The organism is Hoyosella altamirensis, from assembly GCF_014191505.1.
Classification (GTDB): domain Bacteria; phylum Actinomycetota; class Actinomycetes; order Mycobacteriales; family Mycobacteriaceae; genus Hoyosella; species Hoyosella altamirensis.
The window spans coordinates 123,877-144,843 of the sequence record NZ_JACHWS010000001.1 but is presented as its reverse complement, the minus strand read 5'-3'; the positions used below and the strand labels follow the sequence as shown (position 1 = coordinate 144,843).

Annotated in this window: 18 protein-coding genes and 1 tRNA gene; 8 read left to right on the top strand and 11 right to left on the bottom strand. The window is 62.3% G+C overall.

All coding sequences use genetic code 11. The annotated features are described in order from the left end of the window. Positions 1-91: 91 nt before the first annotated feature. The 3 genes from FHU29_RS00670 to FHU29_RS00660 all read left to right on the top strand — a co-directional run bounded on the left by FHU29_RS00670 (position 92) and on the right by FHU29_RS00660 (position 3,432). Entirely contained in the window at positions 92-1,483 is a 1,392-nt protein-coding gene (locus FHU29_RS00670) for an acyl-CoA dehydrogenase family protein (RefSeq protein WP_064440702.1), read from the top strand. Between the two features lie 29 nt (positions 1,484-1,512). Then, positions 1,513-2,715 carry an acyl-CoA dehydrogenase family protein gene (locus tag FHU29_RS00665; RefSeq protein ID WP_064440701.1) on the top strand — a complete coding sequence of 401 codons (1,203 nt, stop codon included), beginning with the start codon at positions 1,513-1,515 and terminating at the stop codon, positions 2,713-2,715. Positions 2,716-2,901: 186 nt separating this feature from the next. Beyond that, a complete protein-coding gene (locus FHU29_RS00660) occupies positions 2,902-3,432 on the top strand; it encodes a DUF5994 family protein (protein ID WP_064440700.1) in 531 nt (176 codons plus the stop codon). Positions 3,433-3,434: 2 nt separating this feature from the next. Here the strand turns inward: FHU29_RS00660 and FHU29_RS00655 are convergent, their stop codons facing one another. After that, on the bottom strand, positions 3,435-4,286 hold the full coding sequence (locus FHU29_RS00655; RefSeq protein ID WP_232322978.1) for a M23 family metallopeptidase: 852 nt from the start codon (positions 4,284-4,286) through the stop codon (positions 3,435-3,437). Positions 4,287-4,568: 282 nt separating this feature from the next. Next, on the bottom strand, positions 4,569-5,447 hold the full coding sequence (locus FHU29_RS00650; protein WP_064440699.1) for an SDR family oxidoreductase: 879 nt from the start codon (positions 5,445-5,447) through the stop codon (positions 4,569-4,571). A gap of 245 nt (positions 5,448-5,692) precedes the next feature. Between FHU29_RS00650 and FHU29_RS00645 the strand changes: the two genes are divergently transcribed. Beyond that, positions 5,693-6,298 (top strand): TetR/AcrR family transcriptional regulator, encoded by a 606-nt coding sequence (locus tag FHU29_RS00645; protein WP_064440698.1) that lies wholly within the window; start codon positions 5,693-5,695, stop codon positions 6,296-6,298. Positions 6,299-6,364: 66 nt separating this feature from the next. Here the strand turns inward: FHU29_RS00645 and FHU29_RS00640 are convergent. The 3 genes from FHU29_RS00640 to FHU29_RS00630 form a co-directional block, all read right to left on the bottom strand. Further along, a tRNA-Met gene (locus FHU29_RS00640) sits at positions 6,365-6,438 on the bottom strand. Positions 6,439-6,612: 174 nt separating this feature from the next. After that, complete coding sequence (locus tag FHU29_RS00635) at positions 6,613-9,615, bottom strand: UPF0182 family protein (RefSeq protein WP_074390875.1); 3,003 nt, start codon at positions 9,613-9,615, stop codon at positions 6,613-6,615. Positions 9,616-9,751: 136 nt separating this feature from the next. Next, positions 9,752-10,774, bottom strand: a complete 1,023-nt coding sequence (locus FHU29_RS00630; RefSeq protein WP_064440697.1) for a YlbL family protein — start codon at positions 10,772-10,774, stop codon at positions 9,752-9,754. Between the two features lie 106 nt (positions 10,775-10,880). On the opposite strand from FHU29_RS00630, the gene FHU29_RS00625 reads away from it, so the two are divergent. After that, positions 10,881-12,359 (top strand): zinc-dependent metalloprotease, encoded by a 1,479-nt coding sequence (locus FHU29_RS00625; protein WP_064440696.1) that lies wholly within the window; start codon positions 10,881-10,883, stop codon positions 12,357-12,359. 12 nt (positions 12,360-12,371) lie between these two features. Here FHU29_RS00625 and FHU29_RS00620 read toward each other — a convergent pair whose 3' ends face one another. Next, positions 12,372-13,064: a M48 metallopeptidase family protein gene (locus FHU29_RS00620; RefSeq protein WP_083962353.1), complete on the bottom strand. Its 693-nt coding sequence runs from the start codon at positions 13,062-13,064 to the stop codon at positions 12,372-12,374. Positions 13,065-13,214: 150 nt separating this feature from the next. Here FHU29_RS00620 and FHU29_RS00615 point away from each other — a divergent pair, with 150 nt between their 5' ends. Both FHU29_RS00615 and FHU29_RS00610 read left to right on the top strand, forming a co-directional pair. Beyond that, positions 13,215-14,156 (top strand): hypothetical protein, encoded by a 942-nt coding sequence (locus FHU29_RS00615; protein WP_064440695.1) that lies wholly within the window; start codon positions 13,215-13,217, stop codon positions 14,154-14,156. A 67-nt stretch (positions 14,157-14,223) separates the two neighbouring features. Beyond that, entirely contained in the window at positions 14,224-15,537 is a 1,314-nt protein-coding gene (locus tag FHU29_RS00610) for an ABC1 kinase family protein (RefSeq protein ID WP_064440694.1), read from the top strand. 33 nt (positions 15,538-15,570) lie between these two features. Here the strand turns inward: FHU29_RS00610 and FHU29_RS00605 are convergent, their stop codons facing one another. The 3 genes from FHU29_RS00605 to FHU29_RS00595 all read right to left on the bottom strand — a co-directional run bounded on the left by FHU29_RS00605 (position 15,571) and on the right by FHU29_RS00595 (position 18,546). Then, a complete protein-coding gene (locus tag FHU29_RS00605; protein WP_064440773.1) occupies positions 15,571-15,822 on the bottom strand; it encodes a WhiB family transcriptional regulator in 252 nt (83 codons plus the stop codon). Between the two features lie 235 nt (positions 15,823-16,057). Further along, positions 16,058-16,273 (bottom strand): hypothetical protein, encoded by a 216-nt coding sequence (locus FHU29_RS00600; RefSeq protein ID WP_064440693.1) that lies wholly within the window; start codon positions 16,271-16,273, stop codon positions 16,058-16,060. Positions 16,274-16,452: 179 nt separating this feature from the next. Then, complete coding sequence (locus FHU29_RS00595; RefSeq protein ID WP_064440772.1) at positions 16,453-18,546, bottom strand: ATP-dependent helicase; 2,094 nt, start codon at positions 18,544-18,546, stop codon at positions 16,453-16,455. A gap of 50 nt (positions 18,547-18,596) precedes the next feature. Here FHU29_RS00595 and FHU29_RS00590 point away from each other — a divergent pair, with 50 nt between their 5' ends. After that, a complete protein-coding gene (locus FHU29_RS00590) occupies positions 18,597-18,893 on the top strand; it encodes a mycoredoxin (protein WP_064440692.1) in 297 nt (98 codons plus the stop codon). A 2-nt stretch (positions 18,894-18,895) separates the two neighbouring features. Here the strand turns inward: FHU29_RS00590 and nudC are convergent, their stop codons facing one another. Together nudC and FHU29_RS00580 are read right to left on the bottom strand one after the other, a co-directional pair. Next, positions 18,896-19,834 carry an NAD(+) diphosphatase gene (gene nudC / locus FHU29_RS00585; RefSeq protein WP_064440771.1) on the bottom strand — a complete coding sequence of 313 codons (939 nt, stop codon included), beginning with the start codon at positions 19,832-19,834 and terminating at the stop codon, positions 18,896-18,898. Then, on the bottom strand, positions 19,834-20,925 hold the full coding sequence (locus FHU29_RS00580; protein WP_064440691.1) for a potassium channel family protein: 1,092 nt from the start codon (positions 20,923-20,925) through the stop codon (positions 19,834-19,836). Before FHU29_RS00580 ends, nudC begins: the two co-directional genes overlap by 1 nt. Positions 20,926-20,967 lie beyond the last annotated feature (42 nt).

Sequence of the window (20,967 nt, the reverse complement as noted above, 5' to 3'; positions counted from 1 at the left end):
AACAAAATCGCCGGCCCCGCGCACTTCGACCTTACCGGCGGGTAAGATAGCGACCACACAATGACCCTTCTCTCAGGAATAGCTGGAGATCATGAGTAAGAAGAACTCCTCAGGCGGCGCGTCAAGGCGCTCCACCTCCGCTGTGGGCCTGAACCCGGTGAAGCGCGACGCGATCGGCACCGCAATGCGTGTCCTGACCTCGCTCACCGGTTCAGAGCTGGCAGAAAAGTACAACCTCCGCAAGCCAATCGATCGGGTCGCATACGAAGCCACCAAGACGGGCTTCCGCACCCTCGGCACCGCAACCCGCACCTTCAAGAAGGTCTCGGGCGGCGGCAAGCCGAAGCGACTCCCCGATTCCGAGGCGAAGAAGAAGGGTCTCTACGACCTGACCTTCAGCGACGAACAACAGATGATCGTCGAGACTGTTTCCGACTTCGCGGAGGAAATCCTCCGCCCTGCCGCGTCCGACGCGGATAGCGCTTCGGAAGCACCAGCCGATCTCATCAAGCGTTCGGCCGAACTCGGAATCACGCTGATCAATGTCCCTGAGGACTTCGAAGGTGCTGCTTCTGAACGTGGTGCGATCACGAACGCCCTGGTCGCCGAGGCACTTGCGCATGGCGACATGGGACTTGCCCTGCCGATTCTCGCGCCGAGCGGTTTCGCCGTGGCGCTGACTCAGTACGGCAACGATTCGCAGCAGCAGACCTACCTTCCGGCGTTCGCTGGTGAGAACGTCCCCGGCGCCGTCGTCGCCGTGAACGAGCCACGAGCGCTGTTCAACCCATTCGCACTCGAGACGAAGGCGAACCGCGCTGCGGGCGGCTACACCCTGCAGGGTGTGAAGAGCCTGGTGCCTATCGCATCGTCCGCCGAACTCTTCCTCGTCGCTGCTGAACTCGGTGGCAAGCCCGCATTCTTCATCGTGGAATCCGATGCGACTGGGCTGGTTGTCGAAGCTGACCCGAGCATGGGACTGCGTGCCGCTGGCATCGGGCGCCTGAACCTCGATAACGTCGTCGTTCCGGAATCCGCACTGCTGGGCGATGGTGACCCCGCGAGTCGCGCCAAGGACTACGAGGACATCATTCAACTGTCACGCCTCGGCTGGGCATCGCTCGCGTGCGGCACCAGCAAGGCCGTGCTTGACTACGTCATTCCTTACGTCAACGAGCGTGAGGCGTTCGGTGAGCCAATCAGTCACCGGCAGGGCGTTGCGTTCATGGTTGCGAATATCGGCATCGAACTTGATGGCATGCGGCTGGTGACCTGGCGCGGCGCGTCCCGCGCTGAGCAGGGCGTCTCGTTCGCCCGCGAAGCTGCCCTTGCCCGTCGGCTCACGTCCGAAAAAGGCATGCAGATCGGTCTCGACGGTGTCCAGCTCCTCGGTGGCCACGGCTTCACCAAGGAACACCCCGTCGAACGCTGGTACCGCGACCTTCGGGCCGTTGGTGTCGCTGAAGGCGTCGTCGTCATCTAGTCCTCCCCTCCTCAAGCCTGGAGATTTTCATGATCAATCTCGAACTCCCCAAGAGGCTGGTGGCCGCGTCGAATCAGGCACACCAAGCCGCCGCGGAGATTTTCCGCCCCATCTCACGCAAATACGACCTGCTCGAGCACGAGCGTCCAGTTGAGCTCGACACCATGGCAAGCCTCGTCGAAGGCATGGCCGACGCTGGACAGGCCGCGTCCGGCGCAACGCTGGGCCGCGGTGACAAAGCACGCGAAGGCAACATCAACGGTGGCAACATGTCCGCCCTGCTCAACGTCATCGAGACGTGCTGGGGTGACGTGGGACTGACGTTGGCGATCCCTTTCCAGGGTCTGGGCAACTCGGCTATCGCCGCCGTCGCCACCGATGAACAGCTCGAGCGGTTCGGCAAGGTGTGGGCGTCCATGGCGATCACCGAGCCCAGCTTCGGATCCGACTCCGCTGCCGTGACAGCCACCGCTGTCCTCGACGGTGAAGAGTGGGTGCTCAACGGTGAAAAGATCTTCGTGACGGCGGGTGACCGCTCCACGCACGTCGTGGTGTGGGCGTCGGTGGACAAGTCCGCCGGGCGTGCCGCAATCAAGTCCTTCGTTGTGCCTAAGGATGCGCCCGGCATCACCGTTGCGCGTCTCGAGCACAAGCTAGGTATCCGCGCATCCGACACCGCAACGATCATTCTCGACAATTGCCGCATCCCGAAGGACCACATCCTTGGCTCGCCTGAGGTGGACGTCAAAAAGGGCTTCGGCGGTGTTATGGCCACCTTCGACAACACTCGTCCGCTCGTCGCCGGCATGGCCATCGGTGTCGCACGTGCAGCCCTCGAGGAGTTGCGCAAGATCCTCAGCGAAGCTGGTGTCGAGATCGACTACAACGCGCCCGCGTTGACACAGCACGCTGCGGCTGCCGCTTACCTCGAACTAGAGGCAGACTGGGAATCGGCATACCAGCTGGCTATGCGTGCCACCTGGATGGCTGACAACAAGAAGCCCAACTCGCTCGAGGCTTCCATGTCGAAGGCGAAGGCCGGCCGGGTTGGCACGGCAATCACACTTCGCGCTGTCGAACTCGCTGGCTCCCTTGGCTACTCAGAGCGGCCGCTGCTCGAGAAGTGGGCGCGGGACTCGAAGATCCTCGACATCTTCGAAGGCACCCAGCAGATCCAGCAGCTCATCGTGGCTCGCCGCCTGCTGAACAAGTCCTCAGCAGAACTGAAGTAACAGCACCGCGACTCCTGCGGCCCTGGCGAACATCAAATTCCGCCAGGGCCGCAGTCGTTCTGCCAGAGAAAGCACAGGTGAACGGCGTACAGTCGTGGTGTGACGAGCTAGCGCATCAAGGGCAGCTCGCCCTCGTCCCTCGTCACGAATCAGCCTGATCGAACAGGCTCGGATCGGAGCGTCGCAATGACGCTACAACGAACCCTCCCCACACAAAGCCCACGATTGCTCATGAAGCCCGGTGGTTCCCAGACAGGGATAGTCGACGGCGCGTGGTGGCCTCAGAGCAACGACCTCGCCAGCGAGATGCCTGCCCTTCAGGACGCGCTTGATCCGATCCTTGGACGCATCGGCCGAGTCGCGTACTCGCGGCAGGAATGGCCTCTCGCGCCATCGAGTGTGTCCATCAACGGACACCCCGTGAAACTCGACGGATATCGCTTCCAGGCGCGCCAGACTCTGAATGTACAAGGCGTCAACGGCAGGACCGTAGCGATCCTTCTGATATCCCCTGAGGCCTCATCAGATACCGCGCATGCCATCCTGCGGGTCGCCGCACAGCCGCACGATGTATCCACGGTGGCTGACCTACTGGACCCCCAGTCATCAACCCTTTTGAGACACCAAGAAGGACTCGCTGCACAGCAAAGCTGGGAGTCAGAAGGAGGACGCTCTGCTCAGCGGACTGGACTGAACACGCAGACGGAGCAGAGCTGACGTCAGTTCAGCCACACGCCGCGCAGCGCGAGCCAGTGACGCGGACTCATGGGGGTCCCGTCGGTCTTTCGCACCTCGTAGTGCAGATGCGGGCCGGTTGAGTGGCCTCGGCTGCCCACAGTGGCGATCATCTCGCCTGCCTTGACGTGCTGCCCGGCCGTCACCAGTGACCGGTCGACGTGACCGTACACACCGATCGTGCCGTCATCCTGAGTCACCCGCACCCACAGGCCGAATCCCTGCGCGGGACCCGATTCGAGCACGACGCCGTCGGTTACGGCCAGGACAGCAGCGCCGAGCGGCGCAGCAATGTCCAGTCCGTAGTGGAACTGCCCCCATCGAGGACCGAAGTCAGACGTCACTATCCCGCCATAAGTGGGCCCGATAGCGAAAGGACGCGCGACACTCTCTGGCAGCGCGATACTCCCCAGCGGGTCCGCCGCGGGAGCACCAGCAGGTTCATTTGGCGTTGCAGCCGCTTCTGCGGCCGGTTCGTCAGTGGGGTTGGTGGTTTGTTGCTGTTCAGGCAATTCCGGCGTCACAGCGGCCTGCTGAAGCGGCGACTGAGCACCCGCAGTGCTGACGTCATGCCGGGGCACTTCAGCTACGGCGGCACGCGCTTCTGCGGCGTCAGTCGAACTACCCGCGCTCACCTGGGCAGCAAGGGTCCCCGCAACAATAGTCGACGCGACGGCCACCAAAACCGTCAACGCACTATCAGGGATGCGCGCTCGCGCCTTGCCGAACGTGCGCGCTATTGCGGCGGACTTACCCGACTTCGCTGGTCGCTGACTTGTGCTGCCACTTTCAGCTGCCGCAACCACTTTCGATCCGTCGGTGGACTTCCCGGCCAAGAACCGCCCCCTTAAGCTATCTATAACGGCACGATAACGAACCTGGCCGTGTTACGCACCCAATTCCCAAAAACCCGTGGTGACAATGAGCCACATGCACGGTTTTTGGGACCCCCGAAGTAGCTCAGCCAGATGCGTATCGCGCCGCCGCTACTGTGTGCCTAGTCACGATACGGCATCGGAGAATCCCGGTCCGAGTCGGGTGGTGATATGCCCGGATTTAGCTATGCCGCGCGAGCGGAACTTCGGCGGACAGCGAAGCTGCGGTCGCCGTCGCGACGGCTAGCTGGTAATCCTGCCACCGCGCGTGACTGCTCCTACGTGCTGCCGCATGCGAGACCGGTACTCGGCACGCTGCCCATCATCGACAGCTGTGAGGACGCGATCTGCACGGAGGAGCCGCATCGCGGTGCGCAACAGCGGCTCCGGAACGACCGCACGGAGGGCGTCCCACACGATTGCATAGCCCGGGACCGCCACTTCTGCCTTACGAGTTGCGCAGTTGCGCACAATGGCGGCGGCGACATCCTCAGGATTGACTGTGGGCAGCCCCTGTCCGAGTGGGATACCCGAACTCAGCGCAGTCCTGACCGCGCACGGCAACACTGTACTGATGCTCACGCCGGTGCCCGCAAACTCCGCGCGCACGGCGGCTGAAAGCCCCACAGCTGCGTATTTGCTCGCGTTATACACGGCAAGACCAGGGATCGGCACCTTCCCCGCCATAGACGCAACATTGATCACATGGCCACGGCCATGTTCGATCATCGTCGGCAGGACTGCCCGCATTCCGAGGACGAGCCCCATTGTGTTGATATCGAGCGTCGCGAAGCTATCGTCATCCGGCTCGTCAAGAAAGCCCCCCGCCGGCATGATTCCCGCGTTGTTGATCAGCACGTCGATGTAGTCGTGCCGCTCGATGATGGTTTCCCTGAACTCCGCCCACGACTGTCTGGATGTCACGTCAAGCGGGAAAGCGAACGCTCCGGGCCCAAGACAGTCCGCCGTCGCCTGGGCCTGCTCGAAGTCGATATCGCCGATCCAGACGATCGCTCCGATGTCGTGGAGAAGTTCAGCCGTAGCACGTCCAATCCCCCTCGCTCCGCCTGTGATGACCACTACCGAGCTATCGAGCGGAATCTGCGGGTAACGCCTCCTCATGGGTCCAACTCCTTACGTGCCGCATCAGCAATGGGACCGGGCGGCAGGATGCATCATCCGGTCTCACCGTGTCCGGCGCTTCTGTGTCCCTTGTGCGTCTGCCCGCAGTCTCGACGCTACCGTCGCCTTCGGGCAGCGTCTAACGAAGCGGCACCACGAGCGACGCCCAACTAGGACAAATACTAGCAGTATCTGAATTCCCCCGGTAGGTTGGTTGGCGGGGGATGCTGGTCGAGGAGTCGAATATGGTTCGTATGAGCCGCGCAGAAAGCCAGGCGCAAACACGAAAACATCTGATCGAAACCGCTCAACGCATGCTACTGGCACAGGGCTATGCCGCAACGTCACTCGAGGCTATCGCCGACGAAGCCGGTTTCTCAAAAGGCGCTGTCTACTCGAACTTCAAAAACAAGGATGCGTTGTGTCGTGAGGTCCTCCGCCACATTCGGGCAGATCATGCCGCTGCGCTGGTCACGGAAGTTTCTTCGGCCACCTCGTTTCAGGAGCTTCTGGACTCATTCGCTGCCTGGTCGGAACGCACCATTGGCGACCAGAAGTGGTCAACCCTGGAAGCAGAGTTCGCCGTTCGGGCCAGCGCGGACGAACTCTTGCGACAGCAACTCAGCAGCGACGCTGCCGAGATCCGCAGAGTGATCACTCAACTCGTCTCCGCAGCCACAGAGTCCTACGACCTCGAACTCGACATGCCCGCTGGCGATGTTGCGACCGCACTACTGAGCCTCGGGATTGGACTCGGCTTACAGCGCGCTATCGATCCCAGTGTCTCCGCGCAGATCTTGACCGACACCATTCGCGCAATGCTGGTCCGGAAAATGTCGCCAGCATCCTGACGATCAGCGGAGAGACACAAAGAAAAACCCCCTTCAAGTCCTGAGACTGGAAGGGGGTTTTGGTAGTAGCGGGGACAGGATTCGAACCTGCGACCTCTGGGTTATGAGCCCAGCGAGCTACCGAGCTGCTCCACCCCGCGTTGGTGAACCCAAGGTTACAGGCACGCGTTCTGCGATTGCAAATCGGCCGAATATGGCCAGGCCACAGGCAATTTCGCGGATAAAAACGAGAGGCGCCGCAGCAGGACTGCGGCGCCTCTCGGCTGATGCTGACTCGAACCCTCAAGCGCGTGCGCCTGAGTTACACCTGGGTGCTAGTTCCCCCCGGTCTGCTCGTACGACTGCACTGCTCGCTCAAGGCGATCTAGTGCTGCGCCGTATTCAGCGAAGTTACCGTTGCGCTGGGCATCTCGAAGCGCGGCGAGTGCCGCATCAAGTTCAGCAACGACGTCGTCGGAAGCACCATCCGCTGGTGGGGACGGAGCAGGAGGCGGAGTGACCGTCTCCTCCTCGACACCATCAGTGACGCCCGCTGCCTGTTCGTCGATCGGCAGTTCCGTTTCGATGTCTACGCCGGCTTCTTCAGCGGTTTCAGCCTCGACCGCATCCCCGCCAGGGGCGGTTGCCAGGCCAGCTGTCCGTGTATCGAAGACCTGGCGAAGTGCACCGGCCAGCGTCGCGTGGTAGCCGATTCGCACTCGGCCATCTTCACCTCGATAGCTCACGACCACGCGGGCGAGCTGTGGGAAGGCACTGTCTGCCGCACCGCGACGCTCGGTATAGATGGGTTCGACGTAGAGAATTCCGCCCTCGCCGACAGGGAGCGTCAGCACGTTACCGAAGTGCAGCCGGTTTGCCCGTTCGAGCAGAGTGATATCGGTCGCCACACGAGTGTCGGTAACCATCGAGTTCTGAGCGAGCTGCGGACCCGGTGTCTGAGTGTCAGTTGGCAGTCTCCGGATCGTGAACTGGCCGTAGTTCTCTGGGTCAGAATTCACCGAGATATGCGAGGCGAGGAACTCACGGTTGAACACCACCATCGGGCTGGTCAGCTGGAAGGTTGGGTCACCTGTTTCGGGGTCGCCCATCAGCATGTAGTACGGCGGCTGGTCCGGCGGATTGTTCTCGACCGTCGGATCCTTTGGCACTGACCAGAACGCGTTCGTGGTGAAGAACTCACGTGGATCGTTGACGTGGTAGCGCGACAGCATTTCGCGCTGGACCTTGAACAGATCCTCGGGGTACCGGAAGTGCGCCCGGAGTTCGTCGTCGATCGAATCCTTCGGTTCAACGGTGTTCGGGAACACGCCCATCCACGCCTTGAGGACAGGGTCTTCCTCGTCCCACTCATAGAGATTGACAGTGCCGTCGTAGGCATCCACTGTCGCCTTCACGGAGTTACGGATGTAGGAAACCTCTTCGGGCGGCAGCGGACGGAGTGACTCCGTGCTGTCGGCGACGAGACTGTCGAGGGTCGAGCGCTGCGCGTACGGGTAGTTGTCCAGCGTCGTGTACGCATCCACGATCCAGACGACGCGACCATTGACCACTGCGGGATACGTGTTGCTGTCGGGGATCAGCCACGGGGCAACGGCCTCGACACGGTCCCGCGGATCACGCTTGAAGAGGATCTTCGAGTCAGGCCCGACAGCATCGGAGAACAGAATGTTCCGCTCGGAGTATTTCGCGAAGAACGCCAGCCGGTTCGCCCAATTGCCGATGGCTACACCACCAGCGCCGGTGTAGGTGTACTGCTCGAGGTCCGTGTCGTACTCGCGAGCGCCGGCCTGCTCCGTCTCTCCAACGATCGCGTAGTCCGGATTCATCTGCGCGATGAGTTCGCCGAAATAGATCCGCGGCTGGTCAACGGGAATGATGTCACTCTCGTTGAACAGGTCACTGACGGCGTAGATCGGGTACCCGCTGTCTGACGCGTCAGCACCGTCAACGTCGCCGACCGCCGCGTTGACGCGGTTCGCCGGTGCCGCAACGAAGCCGTTGCCGTGGGTGTACACCGTGTGCTTGTTCAGCCAGTCCTGCTGATTGGCAGCAAGTCCGCGCGGATTGAGCTCGCGGACCGACACGATGTAGTCCTGCAAGGTTCCATTGATCGCGTACCGGTCAATGTTGAGCTCTTCGGGGAAGCCATAGAAGTTCTTCAGCTGCTGTTGCTGGGTAAAGGTCCGCGAGAGGATCGCGGGGTCCAGCAAGCGGATATTCTGAATCGTCGTGATATCGGCAGGATCGTCGCTCGGTGAGCGGCTGCCCACGCCCGCCCAGCTTTCGTAATCGATCCGCTCCGGCTCGATGCCGTATGCCGCGCGCGTCGCGGCAATGTTCCGTTCGATGTACTGGCCCTCGCGGTCAACAGGGTTAGGACGTACCGAGAACTGCTCCATCAGCATGGGCCATACGGCGCCGACAAGAATCGACGACAGCAAGAGCAACCCTGCTGACAATGCAGGAATACGCATGTCACGTAGGACAATCGCGGCGAAGAAGGCCACGGCACAGATAACCGCGATCGCGAGCAGTATGAGCTTTGCCGGAAGCACTGCGTTGATATCTGTGAATCCCGCACCGGTGAACGTTGGTTCCTTGCGGCTGCTCGTCAGGAGGCCATAGCGGTCGAACCAGTAAGCGACTGCCTTCAGCAAGATGAACGTTCCCGCTAAAACAGCGAGCTGGATCCGAGCGGAATTCGTCAGCGCACGGTCGCGGTTGTCGAGCCGGATGCCGCCGAATATGTAGTGCGTGATCAAGTTCAGGATGAAAGCGAGCACAACGGCGACGAACAGCCAGTTCAATACGAGTTCGTAGAACGGCAGCGCGAATGCGTAGAAGCCCACGTCGAGACCGAACTGCGGATCGTTGACTCCGAATTCCTGGCGGTTGAGGAACAGCTGCACTGTCTGCCAGTTGCCTTGGCCAACGAGACCGGCCAGGACGCCGATGGCGACCGGGACACCGATCGCGAAGACTTTGAGCCGGCTCGTCACCGCTATGCGATATCGCGCAACAGGATCGTTCGGCGAGGTCGGCGCGAAGATTGGACGGCTTCGGTACGCCAGGACGAGAGCGCCGAAGATGATCAGTCCGACGATCACGCCAACCGCAACAAACAGGGCGAGCCGCGTGAAAATGACGGTGGTGAATACGTTCCGGAAGCCGACTTCACCGAACCACAGCCAGTCGATATACGTATCGATCAGCCGTGGACCCACGGCAAGCAAAATGCCGCCGACAGCGGCGAGCACGATAAGAATCCGGCTGCGACGGGACAGGGTTGGTACTCCAGCGGGGGGCCTTATGCCCACGAGGGCCTCTCCATACGTTCCTGGCGGCACTCTCGCGCCGCTGCGATCAATTCAGTGTTCACTCTCAACTCTACGGAAATCCGGACGCTTTGCACGAAACCACTACCGCCACCGCTTCGGCTGAGAGTGAACGGTCTCAGCACGTCGGCGCCTCTTCACCCGTCGTAATGCTGGTTAGGGCGCTCACCGCATCGTCTAGCGTATCGACACGCACCAGCGTCAAACCATCAGGAGCAAAGGTCAGAGCTTCGCGGCAATTTCCGCCGGGGACGAGGAACGCACTCGCGCCTTCTTCCTGGGCGGCAACGAGTTTGTAGCGAATGCCGCCAATGGGTCCGACCGCACCCTCAGCATCAATAGTCCCGGTTCCCGCAATGAACTGTCCGCCGGTCAGTTCCCCGGGGGTGAGTTTGTCGATGAGCGCCAGGGCGAGCATGAGGCCAGCCGAGGGCCCTCCAACCTGCTCAACATTGAAATCGACCTGGAAGTCCTTCTGAGGCTCGTCGACCACAGCGATGCCCAATATGCCGCGGTCTTCGTCGTCTGGATGGGAGCCGAGCGCGATTGTGACCATGCCTGCTTCACCGTCACGGGTGAAGGTCACCTCGACACTGTCCCCCGGTCGAAGACCGTCAAGCTGCGCGGGGACGTCGGCAGCGGAGAAGACTTCCACATCGTCGACGCGGGTGATCACATCGCCGGGCTCGAGGAAGCGGGCGGACGGACTCGTTTCGCTGACCTCCGCGACCTCCACCACCAATGGAAAATCAAGGTGCCGCAGCGCGGCGCGCTCGGCCTGCCGCTCTGACTGCTCGAAGTCCAGCCGGTTCAGTTCCCGCACCTCTTCGTTGGTTCTGCCCGGTGGTATCACCTCATCCAGTGGGACGAGTCCGTTGCGCCCACCGATCCAGAATCCCAGGGCGTCGAAAAGTGAAAGTTCACTGCGGACAGCCACAGTCGTCATGTTGAGATTCCCGCCGAAGTCCTCAGGCTCGATGCCGGAAATCTCGATGATGTCGCGGCCAGACAGTGTTCCGAGGGTGTTGTAGGTCGGCCCGGGACCGACCGCCGCATACGGAACTTTCATGTTCGCGCCCAGTGATCCAAAGATCACGATCGGCACAAGAGCCGCTATTAGCGTCACGATCCGGCGATTCACCCCGCCCAGAGTAGATGGTTCTCTGGCCGAGTTCCCGGAGGGTTTGTTCGCCCAGGGCGTCACGACTGCCCGCCATCTCACAACGGCGGCCTTGTACCGTTGAGGCATGAGCGATTCGCCCTTTGGTTTTTCCCATTCCGACGACGACCCCGATCGCCGCAAGAAGAACGAGGGGGGCGAGGGCGGTGGCCAGGGCGGCAGTTCGGGTGGACAGGGTTCCGGGCCGGGTGGACAGCCGCCTAACGAGGGCGGCCAGTTCGGCTTCAGCTCCGGTGGCTTCGATCCCGCGGCTCTTGGCAAGATGCTGAGCCAGTTCGGCCAGATGCTGTCCGGCATGGGTTCGTCAATGGGTCAGCAGGGGCAGCAAGGCCAGAGCCCCGTCAATTACCAGCTGGCCAAGAATATCGCGCGGCAGCACATTGGCTCGTTCAGCCCCGTGAGCGAAAGCCAGCGCACTGCTGTCAACGACGCAATCCACCTCGTCGATGTGTGGATTGACGGCGTGACGACCCTCCCGTCGGGCGCGACCCGCACGGCTGCCTGGACTCCAAACGACTGGCTCGAAAACACGATCGGCACGTGGCCCCAACTCTGTGATCCCGTTGCCGAGCAGATGTCGGGCATGTGGATCAAAGGCCTTCCGGAGGAAGCTCGCGAAATCGCGGGTCCGATGATGGGGATAGTCAGACAAATGGGTGGCGCGGCGTTCGGCTCGCAACTAGGCCAGGGCCTTGGCCACCTCGCGAAGGAATTGCTGACGTCTACTGATATTGGACTGCCGCTCGGACCGGCGGGCACCGCGGCGTTACTACCGGAGGCAATCAGCAAGTTTGCGGAGGGCCTTGATCTCCCCCACCGCGAGGTTCTCGTCTTCCTCGCTGCGCGTGAGGCCGCACATCAGCGACTTTTCAGTCACGTGCCCTGGCTGCGTAGCAGGATCCTAGCCGCCGTCGAAGAATACGCGCGGGGCATCCATATTGACTTCAGTTCGATCGAAGAAGCGGCACGGGGGATGGACCCTATGGCGCTGGCAAATCCCGCCGAGCTAGAGAAGCTGCTCCAGCAGGGCGCTTTCGAACCGCAGAACACCCCTGAACAGAAGGCCGCTCTCGAGCGCCTCGAAACGATGCTGGCCCTTATTGAAGGCTGGGTCGAGTGCGTGGTGTCGCAGGCGCTCGCGGACCGTATCCCCTCGGCCTCCGCACTTACGGAGAACCTGCGTCGCCGCCGAGCGTCTGGTGGACCGGCCGAGCAGACGTTCGCAAACCTGATTGGTCTCGAACTTCGGCCACGTCGTATCCGTGAGGCGACTCAAATGTGGTCCCAGATCGTTGCGTTCGGCGGAGTCGAACAGCGCGACAAAGTGTGGGCGCACCCTGACCTGCTGCCTGACTCGTCAGACCTCGACAACCCCGCCGCGTTTGTTGACCGTGTAGTCGGCGGTGATACCTCAGCCTTTGAGGACGACCCAATCGCACAGTTGCGCCGGACTGAAGAGCAGGAACGTTCTGCTGCGGAGCGGGGAGCAGAGGAAAGCGAGAAAGGCGACGATGACGAACGTCCTGAGGGCACCGCGGGTTCCTGACCCGGCCAGTCTCTAGCGCTCCGCCGCCACCGCGCGATCGCCGTCTCGGCACTCGCCAATCTCGTTGTTGCCATCGGGATTGACGGTGCTCATCCGTGAGTACGCCTCAAGGAAGCCGACCGCGCGCTCGGTCCGTGGGAACCGGTAGACGTGTTCCCAGAATTCCGGTGGATGCCCGCCCGGAACGATGAGGTGTACGAGTTCGTGGACGAGCACGTAGTCGAGGACGTAGTCCGGAACTGCGCGAAGTAGCGTACTGACGCGGATCGTCCCGTCTTCAGGGGTGCACGACGCCCACCGAGTACGCATAGCTGGCACCCAGCGGACGGATTTCGGTTCTGCCGCACCGTCGAGCCACCGCCACGAAAGCTGGCGCGCTCGTTCTTCGAGCCGCTCGTTGTCCCCGCCGCGCTGTACATCGCGCCGCTGATCTGCCTTCCGGATCTTCGTGACCATACGCTCCACCAATTCAGCCTCGGTGGATTCAGAAAGGCCACTCGGAACAAGGACAACGATGCGATCGCCCTCGCGCCGGGCACTGATCGTTTTTCGCCTTCGCGGACTTCGGCGAATTTCAACCTTGCCGAGTGCATGCTCTGTGACTGTTTCCGGACGCGCGGTCCGAATCACTGATGGCTGATCAAGAATCCCCGCACTGACGGGAGAAGGGGCGGCCTTGCGGCCCCGCCGCGATCCGTCGCTCATGATGTGAAGGATAGCGATGTAGCGGCTAGCCGTCCGCCCCAGAGTCGCTTCCGCGCGTCCGCCTGTGGATAAATCGTGATTTACCGCCCCCTGCTCCAGCGCTGTGGATAACTTCGGTGAGCCACCGGTGCTTCATGCAAAGCTTGGAATGTGACGCACGACAACCAGTCCCCATGGACGGCTGACACGAATGGCCGACAGAATCCCGTCGTCGACCGGAACAGGCCGGTACTGGTCCGTCCGTGCGGAGATGTGCAGATCGGCTGGGACCCCGAGACCGCTCTGCTCATCTCACCGCCACCGGGGTGCAGCGCGGACGCCCTGGCCCGAATACTCCGTTCCCTGGATGGCACGATGGCTATCGATGCGGCGGTGCGCGCCGGTGAGCGCGCGGGCGCTTCCCGCACGTCCTTTCTGACGCTCCTAAGTCACCTGCGGGACGTTGGAGTGCTTGCCGGCGCCGGGCATACGACTGCTCCGGAGGCGGCTGCCGTTGCTTTGGCGGGAAGGGGCCCCCTGGCCGATGTGCTCGCAGGCGCGCTCCCTGAACTTGGAGTTCAGGTGACCAAGTTCACAACACCGAACCAGCAACGATCCCAAGAATGTATCGCGCGAACACGCCCGCTCCTCGTCGTACTCACAGATTCTGCGCTTGTCAGCCCGGTCCTCAATGACTTCCTCATCCGCGAGCAGCTGCCCCATCTCGCCGTGCGTGTGCGTGACGGGCGCGGACTAATCGGTCCGCTAGTCCTCCCCGGCGCTACCAGCTGCCTCAGGTGTGCAGACTTGTACCGAACCGATCGCGACCCGGAGTGGCCGCATATCGCCGCGCAGCTTACCGGCAGTGTCACCCATGCGTCACCGGCGACGATCCACGCGGCAGCAGGCTATGCGCTCAGCCAGGTCGAACTTGTTCTCGCCGCTGCTAGGAGGCCGAACGATCCGGGCCCACTCGGACCGCCCGCGACTCTCGGTGCGACTGTGGAGATCGACCCGCTGACGGTCACCATGACGACACGGGACTGGCCGCGTCATCCGCTCTGCTCGTGCTGGACAGGCGAGCCGGGCGGCGCCGGGGATTCAGCTGCCTGACGAATGTTTTCGGACACGACTGGCAGGGAAGTTGGGCACGGCCAGCAATTTCAGTAATGATGTTGGGGTGACTGCTATTCCACGAGGCCGCGCTGCCCGCACCGCAAAACTCGCCAGACTGCCGCTTGGCTACGCTGGCCGGGCAGCGGCGGGCCTGGGCCGCCGGATCGCGGGGCAAAGCAGCGAAGAAGTGAGCGCCGAAATGGCTGCAAGAGCCGCGGAGCAGCTCTTCAACGTCCTTGGTGAACTCAAGGGCGGCGCGATGAAGCTCGGCCAGGCGATGAGCGTCTTCGAAGCTGCCGTACCGGAGCACCTCTCCGCGCCGTACAGGGAGGCGCTGACAAAGCTGCAGCGGGACGCTCCGCCGATGCGCCCGCAGCAGGTCCATAGGGTCCTCGATCAACAACTCGGTACCTCGTGGCGCGATCACGTCTCCGAGTTCGACGAAATACCGGCGGCCGCGGCGAGCATCGGTCAGGTACACAAGGCACGATGGGCAGACGGCCGAGAGGTCGCTGTCAAAATTCAGTATCCAGGGGCGGATGAGGCGCTGCGCTCCGACCTGCGCCAGATCGGCCGCCTCGCTCCTCTGTTCAAGCCGCTGGCACCAGGGACCGATATCCGCGCGCTCGTTGACGAACTCACCGCGAGGTCTGTCGAGGAACTCGACTATCGGCTCGAGGCTGACAACCAGCGCACTTTCGCGGAGGCGTTTGCCGACAGTCCGTACATTCGGATCCCGAAGGTGGTGGCGAGTGCGCCCAAGGTGATCGTGACGGAGTGGATCGAAGGTCTGCCGCTATCCCGAGTGATCGCTGGCGGCAGCGCGGTGCAGCGCAGTCACGCAGCGCAAATGCTCACAGAGTTCGCGTTGTCCTCACCGGCGCTCACGTCGATGATTCACACGGACGCACATCCGGGGAACTTCATGATCCTCGATGACGGACGGCTCGGCGTGATCGACTTCGGTGCGATTGTGTCCTTGAGCGGTGGCTTCCCGCCGGAGCTGACGAAAATGATTGCGCTGGCTGTCGGTGAGCATTACGGAGAACTGCTTGATCACATGGTCGAAGCGGGCTATTTAGCCGCAGAACGCTCCCCGGAGACAGAGGACCTAGCGGAGTTCTTGCATCCGCTGCTTGAACCTCTTCGGGCCGAATCGTTCACTTTCTCCAGGGAATGGATGCAGCGCGTCGCCGCTCAATACTCGAACTGGCGGGGCAACGAGTTCCGGACTGCGCGAACCTTCACGATGCCCGCGCAGTACATGATGCTGCACCGGGTGCTGATCAGCACCGTGGCCGTGCTTTGCCAGCTTGACGCGCACGTACCGTTCGGCCAGATAGTTCGCCAGTGGGTGCCGGAGGCTGTTGCAGACTGACTCAACAAGCCCCCGGCACGGCGGACCAGCGCCTCATGCGGCCGGTGATGCTTTCGGCGGGCGACCACGCGGTCTTTTTCGCGCGACGATCGCGCCGCGATCAAATATCTCGCCACCCCACACGCCCCAGGGTTCTTGCCGGTCGAGCGCAAGTTCGAGGCACCTCGCACGCACCGGGCACTCTGCGCACAGTGTTTTCGCGTATTCAAGGTCAGCGGGACTATCAGCGAACCACAGGTCAGGATCCTCGCGTCGGCACGGGAGTGCGCGAAGACGGTCCGGCAGAACGCGGACGACGGATGCGGATAGTCCGACACCGGTTCTGTGTCCAATGTCGATGGTCACGGTAGTGCTCCTCGGGCTCAGGTGAAGGTTTGACTTAGTGCATTCCTTGACCAGCGGACCGGGGCCTCAGCTAATTGAGCGTCGTGACAGATGTTTTGGGCTGTCATGCGACGACATGGCCGAAGCCACGGATCCGACTGGCGGTCCGTGGCCTCGTGCGGCGGTAATCCCTCGGCTACGCCGTTCGGGGATTCGCTGTGAGACCTTGAACGGACCCTGGTGCGATCTGGCTGATGGGCTGCATGGCCGCTAGTTCTGCGGCGGTGGCCGTCACGCGGCGGCGCGCAGTCGCTACGTCGCCTGCAGTAGCGAGGAAAGCGGGAGCAGCAGCCGTCGCGCCCCATGCATTGACACCAATGCCATGGATCGCACCTACGATTGCGTTGTCCACCTCGCTCCTCCTCAGTCAGATCGGGAGGCACCTAAGAGTGAGCCCTGCCCGAGTTGTGACACGCTCGACGCCAGCAGTAGCCGGCCCCTCGCGTGTCGGGTGTTTTCAGAGTAATCCGTGACCTACAGAAGGCACAACCTATTTTCTAGCTGCACAAACACATTCCCGAGTGCCCATCCTCAGCCCACGCCCCCACCGTTGACGACCGCGAGAACATCCGCGCCGAACCGCTCGAGCTTCGCGGCACCGATACCGGGGATCTTCACGAGTGCTGCCCCGTCGGCTGGCTGTTTCTCAGCGATTGCAGTGAGCGTTGCGTCGGTGAACACCACGAACGCGGGAACGTCAAGGTCACGTGCGGTTGCAAGGCGCCACGTCTTCAGACGTTCGAAGAGTTCCTCCCCCGCCGGATCGAGATGGTCCCGTGTGGTTTTAGACCGCTTACCACTGGCGGCGCGCTGGGTGGAAGATCCCGCTGGCAGAAACGGAGCAAGGAAACGCGAGGGCTTGCGCGTTTTGCGGCCACCTTCTCCCCGCGCAAGCGCCCAGGTAAGCGTCAGGTGTTCACGCGCACGTGTCACGCCGACATAGAAGAGACGGCGTTCCTCTTCGATCGCGTTCTCCGCGCCCGTCCCATCACGGTCGCCGAGAGCATGCGAAATGGGCAGCGTTCCGTCGGTCAGTCCAGCGAGGAAAACCGCATCCCACTCGAGGCCCTTGGCGGCATGAAGCGAAGCGAGGGTGACGCCATCCACCACTGGTGGCTGGCGCGACGCGGCTCTTTCCTGCAATTCGCTGACGAGTTCCCTGATCGTCAGATTTGGCTGCATCGCGGCCAGGTCGGCTGCTAGTCGCTCCAGCGCGACGAGCGACTCCCACCGTTCCCGTGCCTGCTGTCCCGGGGGCGCAGCCTCAGTAAGCCCGTGCGGCACGAGCACGGCTCGCACCAATCGGTCCAACGGCACGTCGTCAGGCAAATCACTCCGGTCCGCCGCTGCGCGCAGCGCGCCCATTGCCTGTTTTACCTCTGTCCGCGAGAAAAACCCTTCACCACCGCGCACCTGGAATGGGATCTTCGCTTCAGTCAGTGCCTGCTCATACACCTCGGACTGGGCATTGATCCGAAACAAGATAGCCATTTCAGATGCCGGAACCCCGCGTGCCTGAAGCTTCTTGATGCGTGCAGCAATCCCCGCGGCTTCGGTCGCTTCATCATCGAACTGAGTGAACTCCGGTTCGGGCCCGTTCGCCCGCTGTCCAACTAGTTCGAGCCGCATACCCGCGATCCGGCCACGCGCGGCACCGATCACATCGTTCGCCAGTCCCACCACCTGCGGGGTCGAACGATAGTCGCGGACGAGACGGACCACGGTAGCTTCGGGGAATCGGCGGGAGAAGTTCAGTAGGTACGCGGGCGTGGCGCCCGTGAACGAGTAAATGGTCTGGTTCGCATCACCGACGACCGTAAGATCGTCCCGTTCACCGAGCCACGCATCGAGTACGCGCTGCTGTAGCGGTGTCACATCCTGGTATTCGTCGACCAGGAACGAGCGGTAGCGATCGCGGAACTCATCAGCGACGACCGCATTCTCCTCCAGTGCGGCGGCGGTGAATATCAGAAGGTCGTCAAAGTCGAGCATCATCGTGTCACCGGAGACTTTGAGCTGCTCGTAATTCTGGTAGACACGGGTGAAAATTTCAGGCGGAGCAGGTGAGTCACGGCCCTCTTCCACGACCGCGGAGGCGTAATCGTCCGGTGCGATCAGACGCGACTTCGCCCATTCAATCTCTGCGGTGAGGTCACGTACGCTGTCCGGATCTGTCGATGCGCGGGCAGCCTGGGCCGCCTGCCGAACAGCGGGGAACTTCCGATCCATCAGCTGCCACGATGTTTCGCCAATGACGCGTGGCCAGAAGTACCTCAGCTGGCGCATTGCTGCAGCGTGAAAGGTCCTGGCCTGCACAGTTCCGCACGATGGATCCGCGACCCCCGTGGCGGCTAGCTCGCGCAAACGCGTGCGCATTTCCCCCGCAGCCCTCGTCGTGAAGGTGACGGCAAGGACCTGCCCCGCAGCCACGTGGCCGGATGAGACCAGATGTGCGATTCGGCGAGTGACGGTTCGGGTCTTTCCGGTGCCCGCTCCCGCAAGTACGCACACAGGACCGCGAGGCGCGATGACAGCAGCGCGCTGCTCCGGGTCGAGACCGTCCAGCAAGTCAGTAGCGGAGATACGGGCTTTGGTCGCGGAAGGTCGGGACATGGCACCCATCATGGCAGGTGGGTACGACAGTGAAGAATCCCACACACCGGGCGGCATCCGGAATGTCCGGGCTCAACAAGTGGTTCACTCTCAGCGTGACAGATGTAGCAGTTTCTCAGAACAGCCCGATCACGGTGTATTCCACGACATGGTGCGGATATTGCATCCGCCTCAAGAAACAGCTCAGTGCAGCGGGGATCGCTTACGAAGAGGTCGACATTGAGTTCGACCAGCATGCGGCTGATTTCGTTGGCAGGGTCAACAACGGCAACCACGTGGTACCCACTGTGAAGTTCCCCAACGGGGCTACCGCCACCAACCCGTCACTCGCGCAGGTCAAGCAGATTCTGGCGAACTGAACTCACGCGCGCCGAGCCCGTACCCACGCTGTCAGAATGCCGTGCGCAATAGAGACAGCCCCCGGAGGGGTAAACGCAGTAGCCGCAGTCCTGGATTCGCCGCGGGTTGCGGTAGCAGCCATGGCGGCCACCGCGGACTCGACCTCGGTGAGACCGAACCATCGCGCTTCCTCGATTTCCCCCGGTTCGGGAGTGATGGGCTCGGCCGGATCTGCAAGCGCGTGGTAGCCGAGCATCAGCGACCGCGGAAAAGGCCACGGCTGGCTGCCCAGGTAACGGACGTCGCGCACCGCGACGCCCACTTCTTCGGCGATTTCGCGGTGCACGCAAGCCTCAGCGGATTCCCCTGCCTCGACGAAGCCCGCTAGCAGCGAATATCGACCCGACGGCCAAGATGGCTGGCGCGCGAGCAGTACTCGGTCTCCCCCGTCATGCACTAGGCAAATGACCGCAGGGTCGGTTCGCGGATAGTCTTCCCGGCCACACGACCGGCATCGGCGCGCCCATCCCGCCGAGATAGCGTCCGTGGGGCCGCCACAAACAGCACAGAAACGTGCCGCGTCATGCCAGTTCAGGACTGCCTGAGCCGTAGTGAAAAGGCCAGCATCACGGGGGCTGAGAAGTGAGCCCGACTCACGTAGCGTCGTAACCTGGCCTGGTGGCAGCGATCCGCGCAGCGCCCAGACGTGACGTCCGGATCCTTCTTCCCCCTCGATGGCAATAAGAATTGCGTTCGATGGTGGCGCCTCCGCTACGGCAGGCCCTGCGAGAAGGTGCAGCCGGGTTGCAGTACCGAACGCGTGATTCTGCTCGTTCAGCAACAGCACCTTTGCGTGCTTCCAGCCTGCTCCGAGGACATCTGGAGCGCTCCGGAGCTCCGCTGCGCGTTCTAACGCGGACCTGGAAAGCGCCGGGGTGTTCGCCAGCTCGAATGCATTAATCACTGTCGCCTGTCATCGTGTGCGCGGCGGATATAGAGAAGCCGGTCGTTCTTTTCGACAGTACCCACGGACGGGTCATCCACACGGGTCAAGCGGCCCGCCCGCACCACGCCCAGCACGATATCGCGGAGCTGACGAGGCGAGCCGCCGACCTCTTCCCGGGAGACAGGTCGTTCCGCAATCGCGAAACCCACTTCGGGCGTCAGCAGATCCTCAATCATTTCAACGACGTTCGGGGTTGTTGTCGCAATCCCGAGGAGGCGTCCCGCAGTTTCCGAGGACACGACGACTGAGTCAGCTCCAGACTGCTTGAGCAGGTGTGTATTTTCCGCCTCTCTGATCGATGCGACGATCTTCGCGCGAGGTGCGAGTTCGCGGGCCGTCAGCGTTGCCAGCACAGCTGAGTCGTCTCGATTGGTCGCGACGACAATCGCTGCCGCGTGCGGGGCCCCAGCCAGTTTCAGAACATCCGAACGTGTCGCAGATCCGTGAACCGTGACGAGCCCACGTGATTGTGCGTGGTCGAGCACAGATTGTTCCGTGTCGACCACCACGATTTCGGACGGCCGCACGCCGTCTCCAATCATTGCGTCAACCGCGGTGCGGCCTTTGGTTCCGTAACCCACAACGATGGTGTGATTGCGCACCTGCTGCCTCCAGCGCTGAATTCTCCAGGCTTGCCGCGAAGTCTCCGTGAGGACTTCCAGCGTCGTGCCGATGAGCAAGATAAAGAACATCACCCGGAGCGGCGTGATGACAAAAATGTTGGTAGCTCGCGCGAAAGGCGTCAGCGGAGCGATATCGCCATAGCCCGTCGTGGACAGGCTCACCGTGGCGTAATACAAGCAGTCAAGGTAGGTCAGCGGTTCGACGGTCGAATTGCTGTAACCGTCCCGGTCGAAATATACGAGCGTAGACGTCAGAACTAGCGCCACGATCGCCCCGGCGATGCGCCTCGTTATCGCTTGAACGGGACTCCGCTTGAGCTTCGGCATCGTGACGACGCCGACCAGCGCGTACAGAGGTCGCTCCGTCAGCGATTCCGCGGGCGCCCTGCTCTTCCGCACAAGACTTCGCACTCGCGGAAGCATATCGCCAGCACCCGGATTGTGCTGACAAGTCCGGGGTACCGA

Coding starts and splice junctions, on each gene's coding strand:
- FHU29_RS00670 (WP_064440702.1), top strand. CDS start 92: ATGAGTAAGAAGAACTCCTCAGGCGGCGCGTCAAGGCGCTCCACCTCC.
- FHU29_RS00665 (WP_064440701.1), top strand. CDS start 1,513: ATGATCAATCTCGAACTCCCCAAGAGGCTGGTGGCCGCGTCGAATCAG.
- FHU29_RS00660 (WP_064440700.1), top strand. CDS start 2,902: ATGACGCTACAACGAACCCTCCCCACACAAAGCCCACGATTGCTCATG.
- FHU29_RS00650 (WP_064440699.1), bottom strand. CDS start 5,447: ATGAGGAGGCGTTACCCGCAGATTCCGCTCGATAGCTCGGTAGTGGTC.
- FHU29_RS00645 (WP_064440698.1), top strand. CDS start 5,693: ATGGTTCGTATGAGCCGCGCAGAAAGCCAGGCGCAAACACGAAAACAT.
- FHU29_RS00625 (WP_064440696.1), top strand. CDS start 10,881: ATGAGCGATTCGCCCTTTGGTTTTTCCCATTCCGACGACGACCCCGAT.
- FHU29_RS00620 (WP_083962353.1), bottom strand. CDS start 13,064: ATGAGCGACGGATCGCGGCGGGGCCGCAAGGCCGCCCCTTCTCCCGTC.
- FHU29_RS00595 (WP_064440772.1), bottom strand. CDS start 18,546: ATGATGGGTGCCATGTCCCGACCTTCCGCGACCAAAGCCCGTATCTCC.
- FHU29_RS00590 (WP_064440692.1), top strand. CDS start 18,597: ATGTCCGGGCTCAACAAGTGGTTCACTCTCAGCGTGACAGATGTAGCA.
- FHU29_RS00580 (WP_064440691.1), bottom strand. CDS start 20,925: ATGCTTCCGCGAGTGCGAAGTCTTGTGCGGAAGAGCAGGGCGCCCGCG.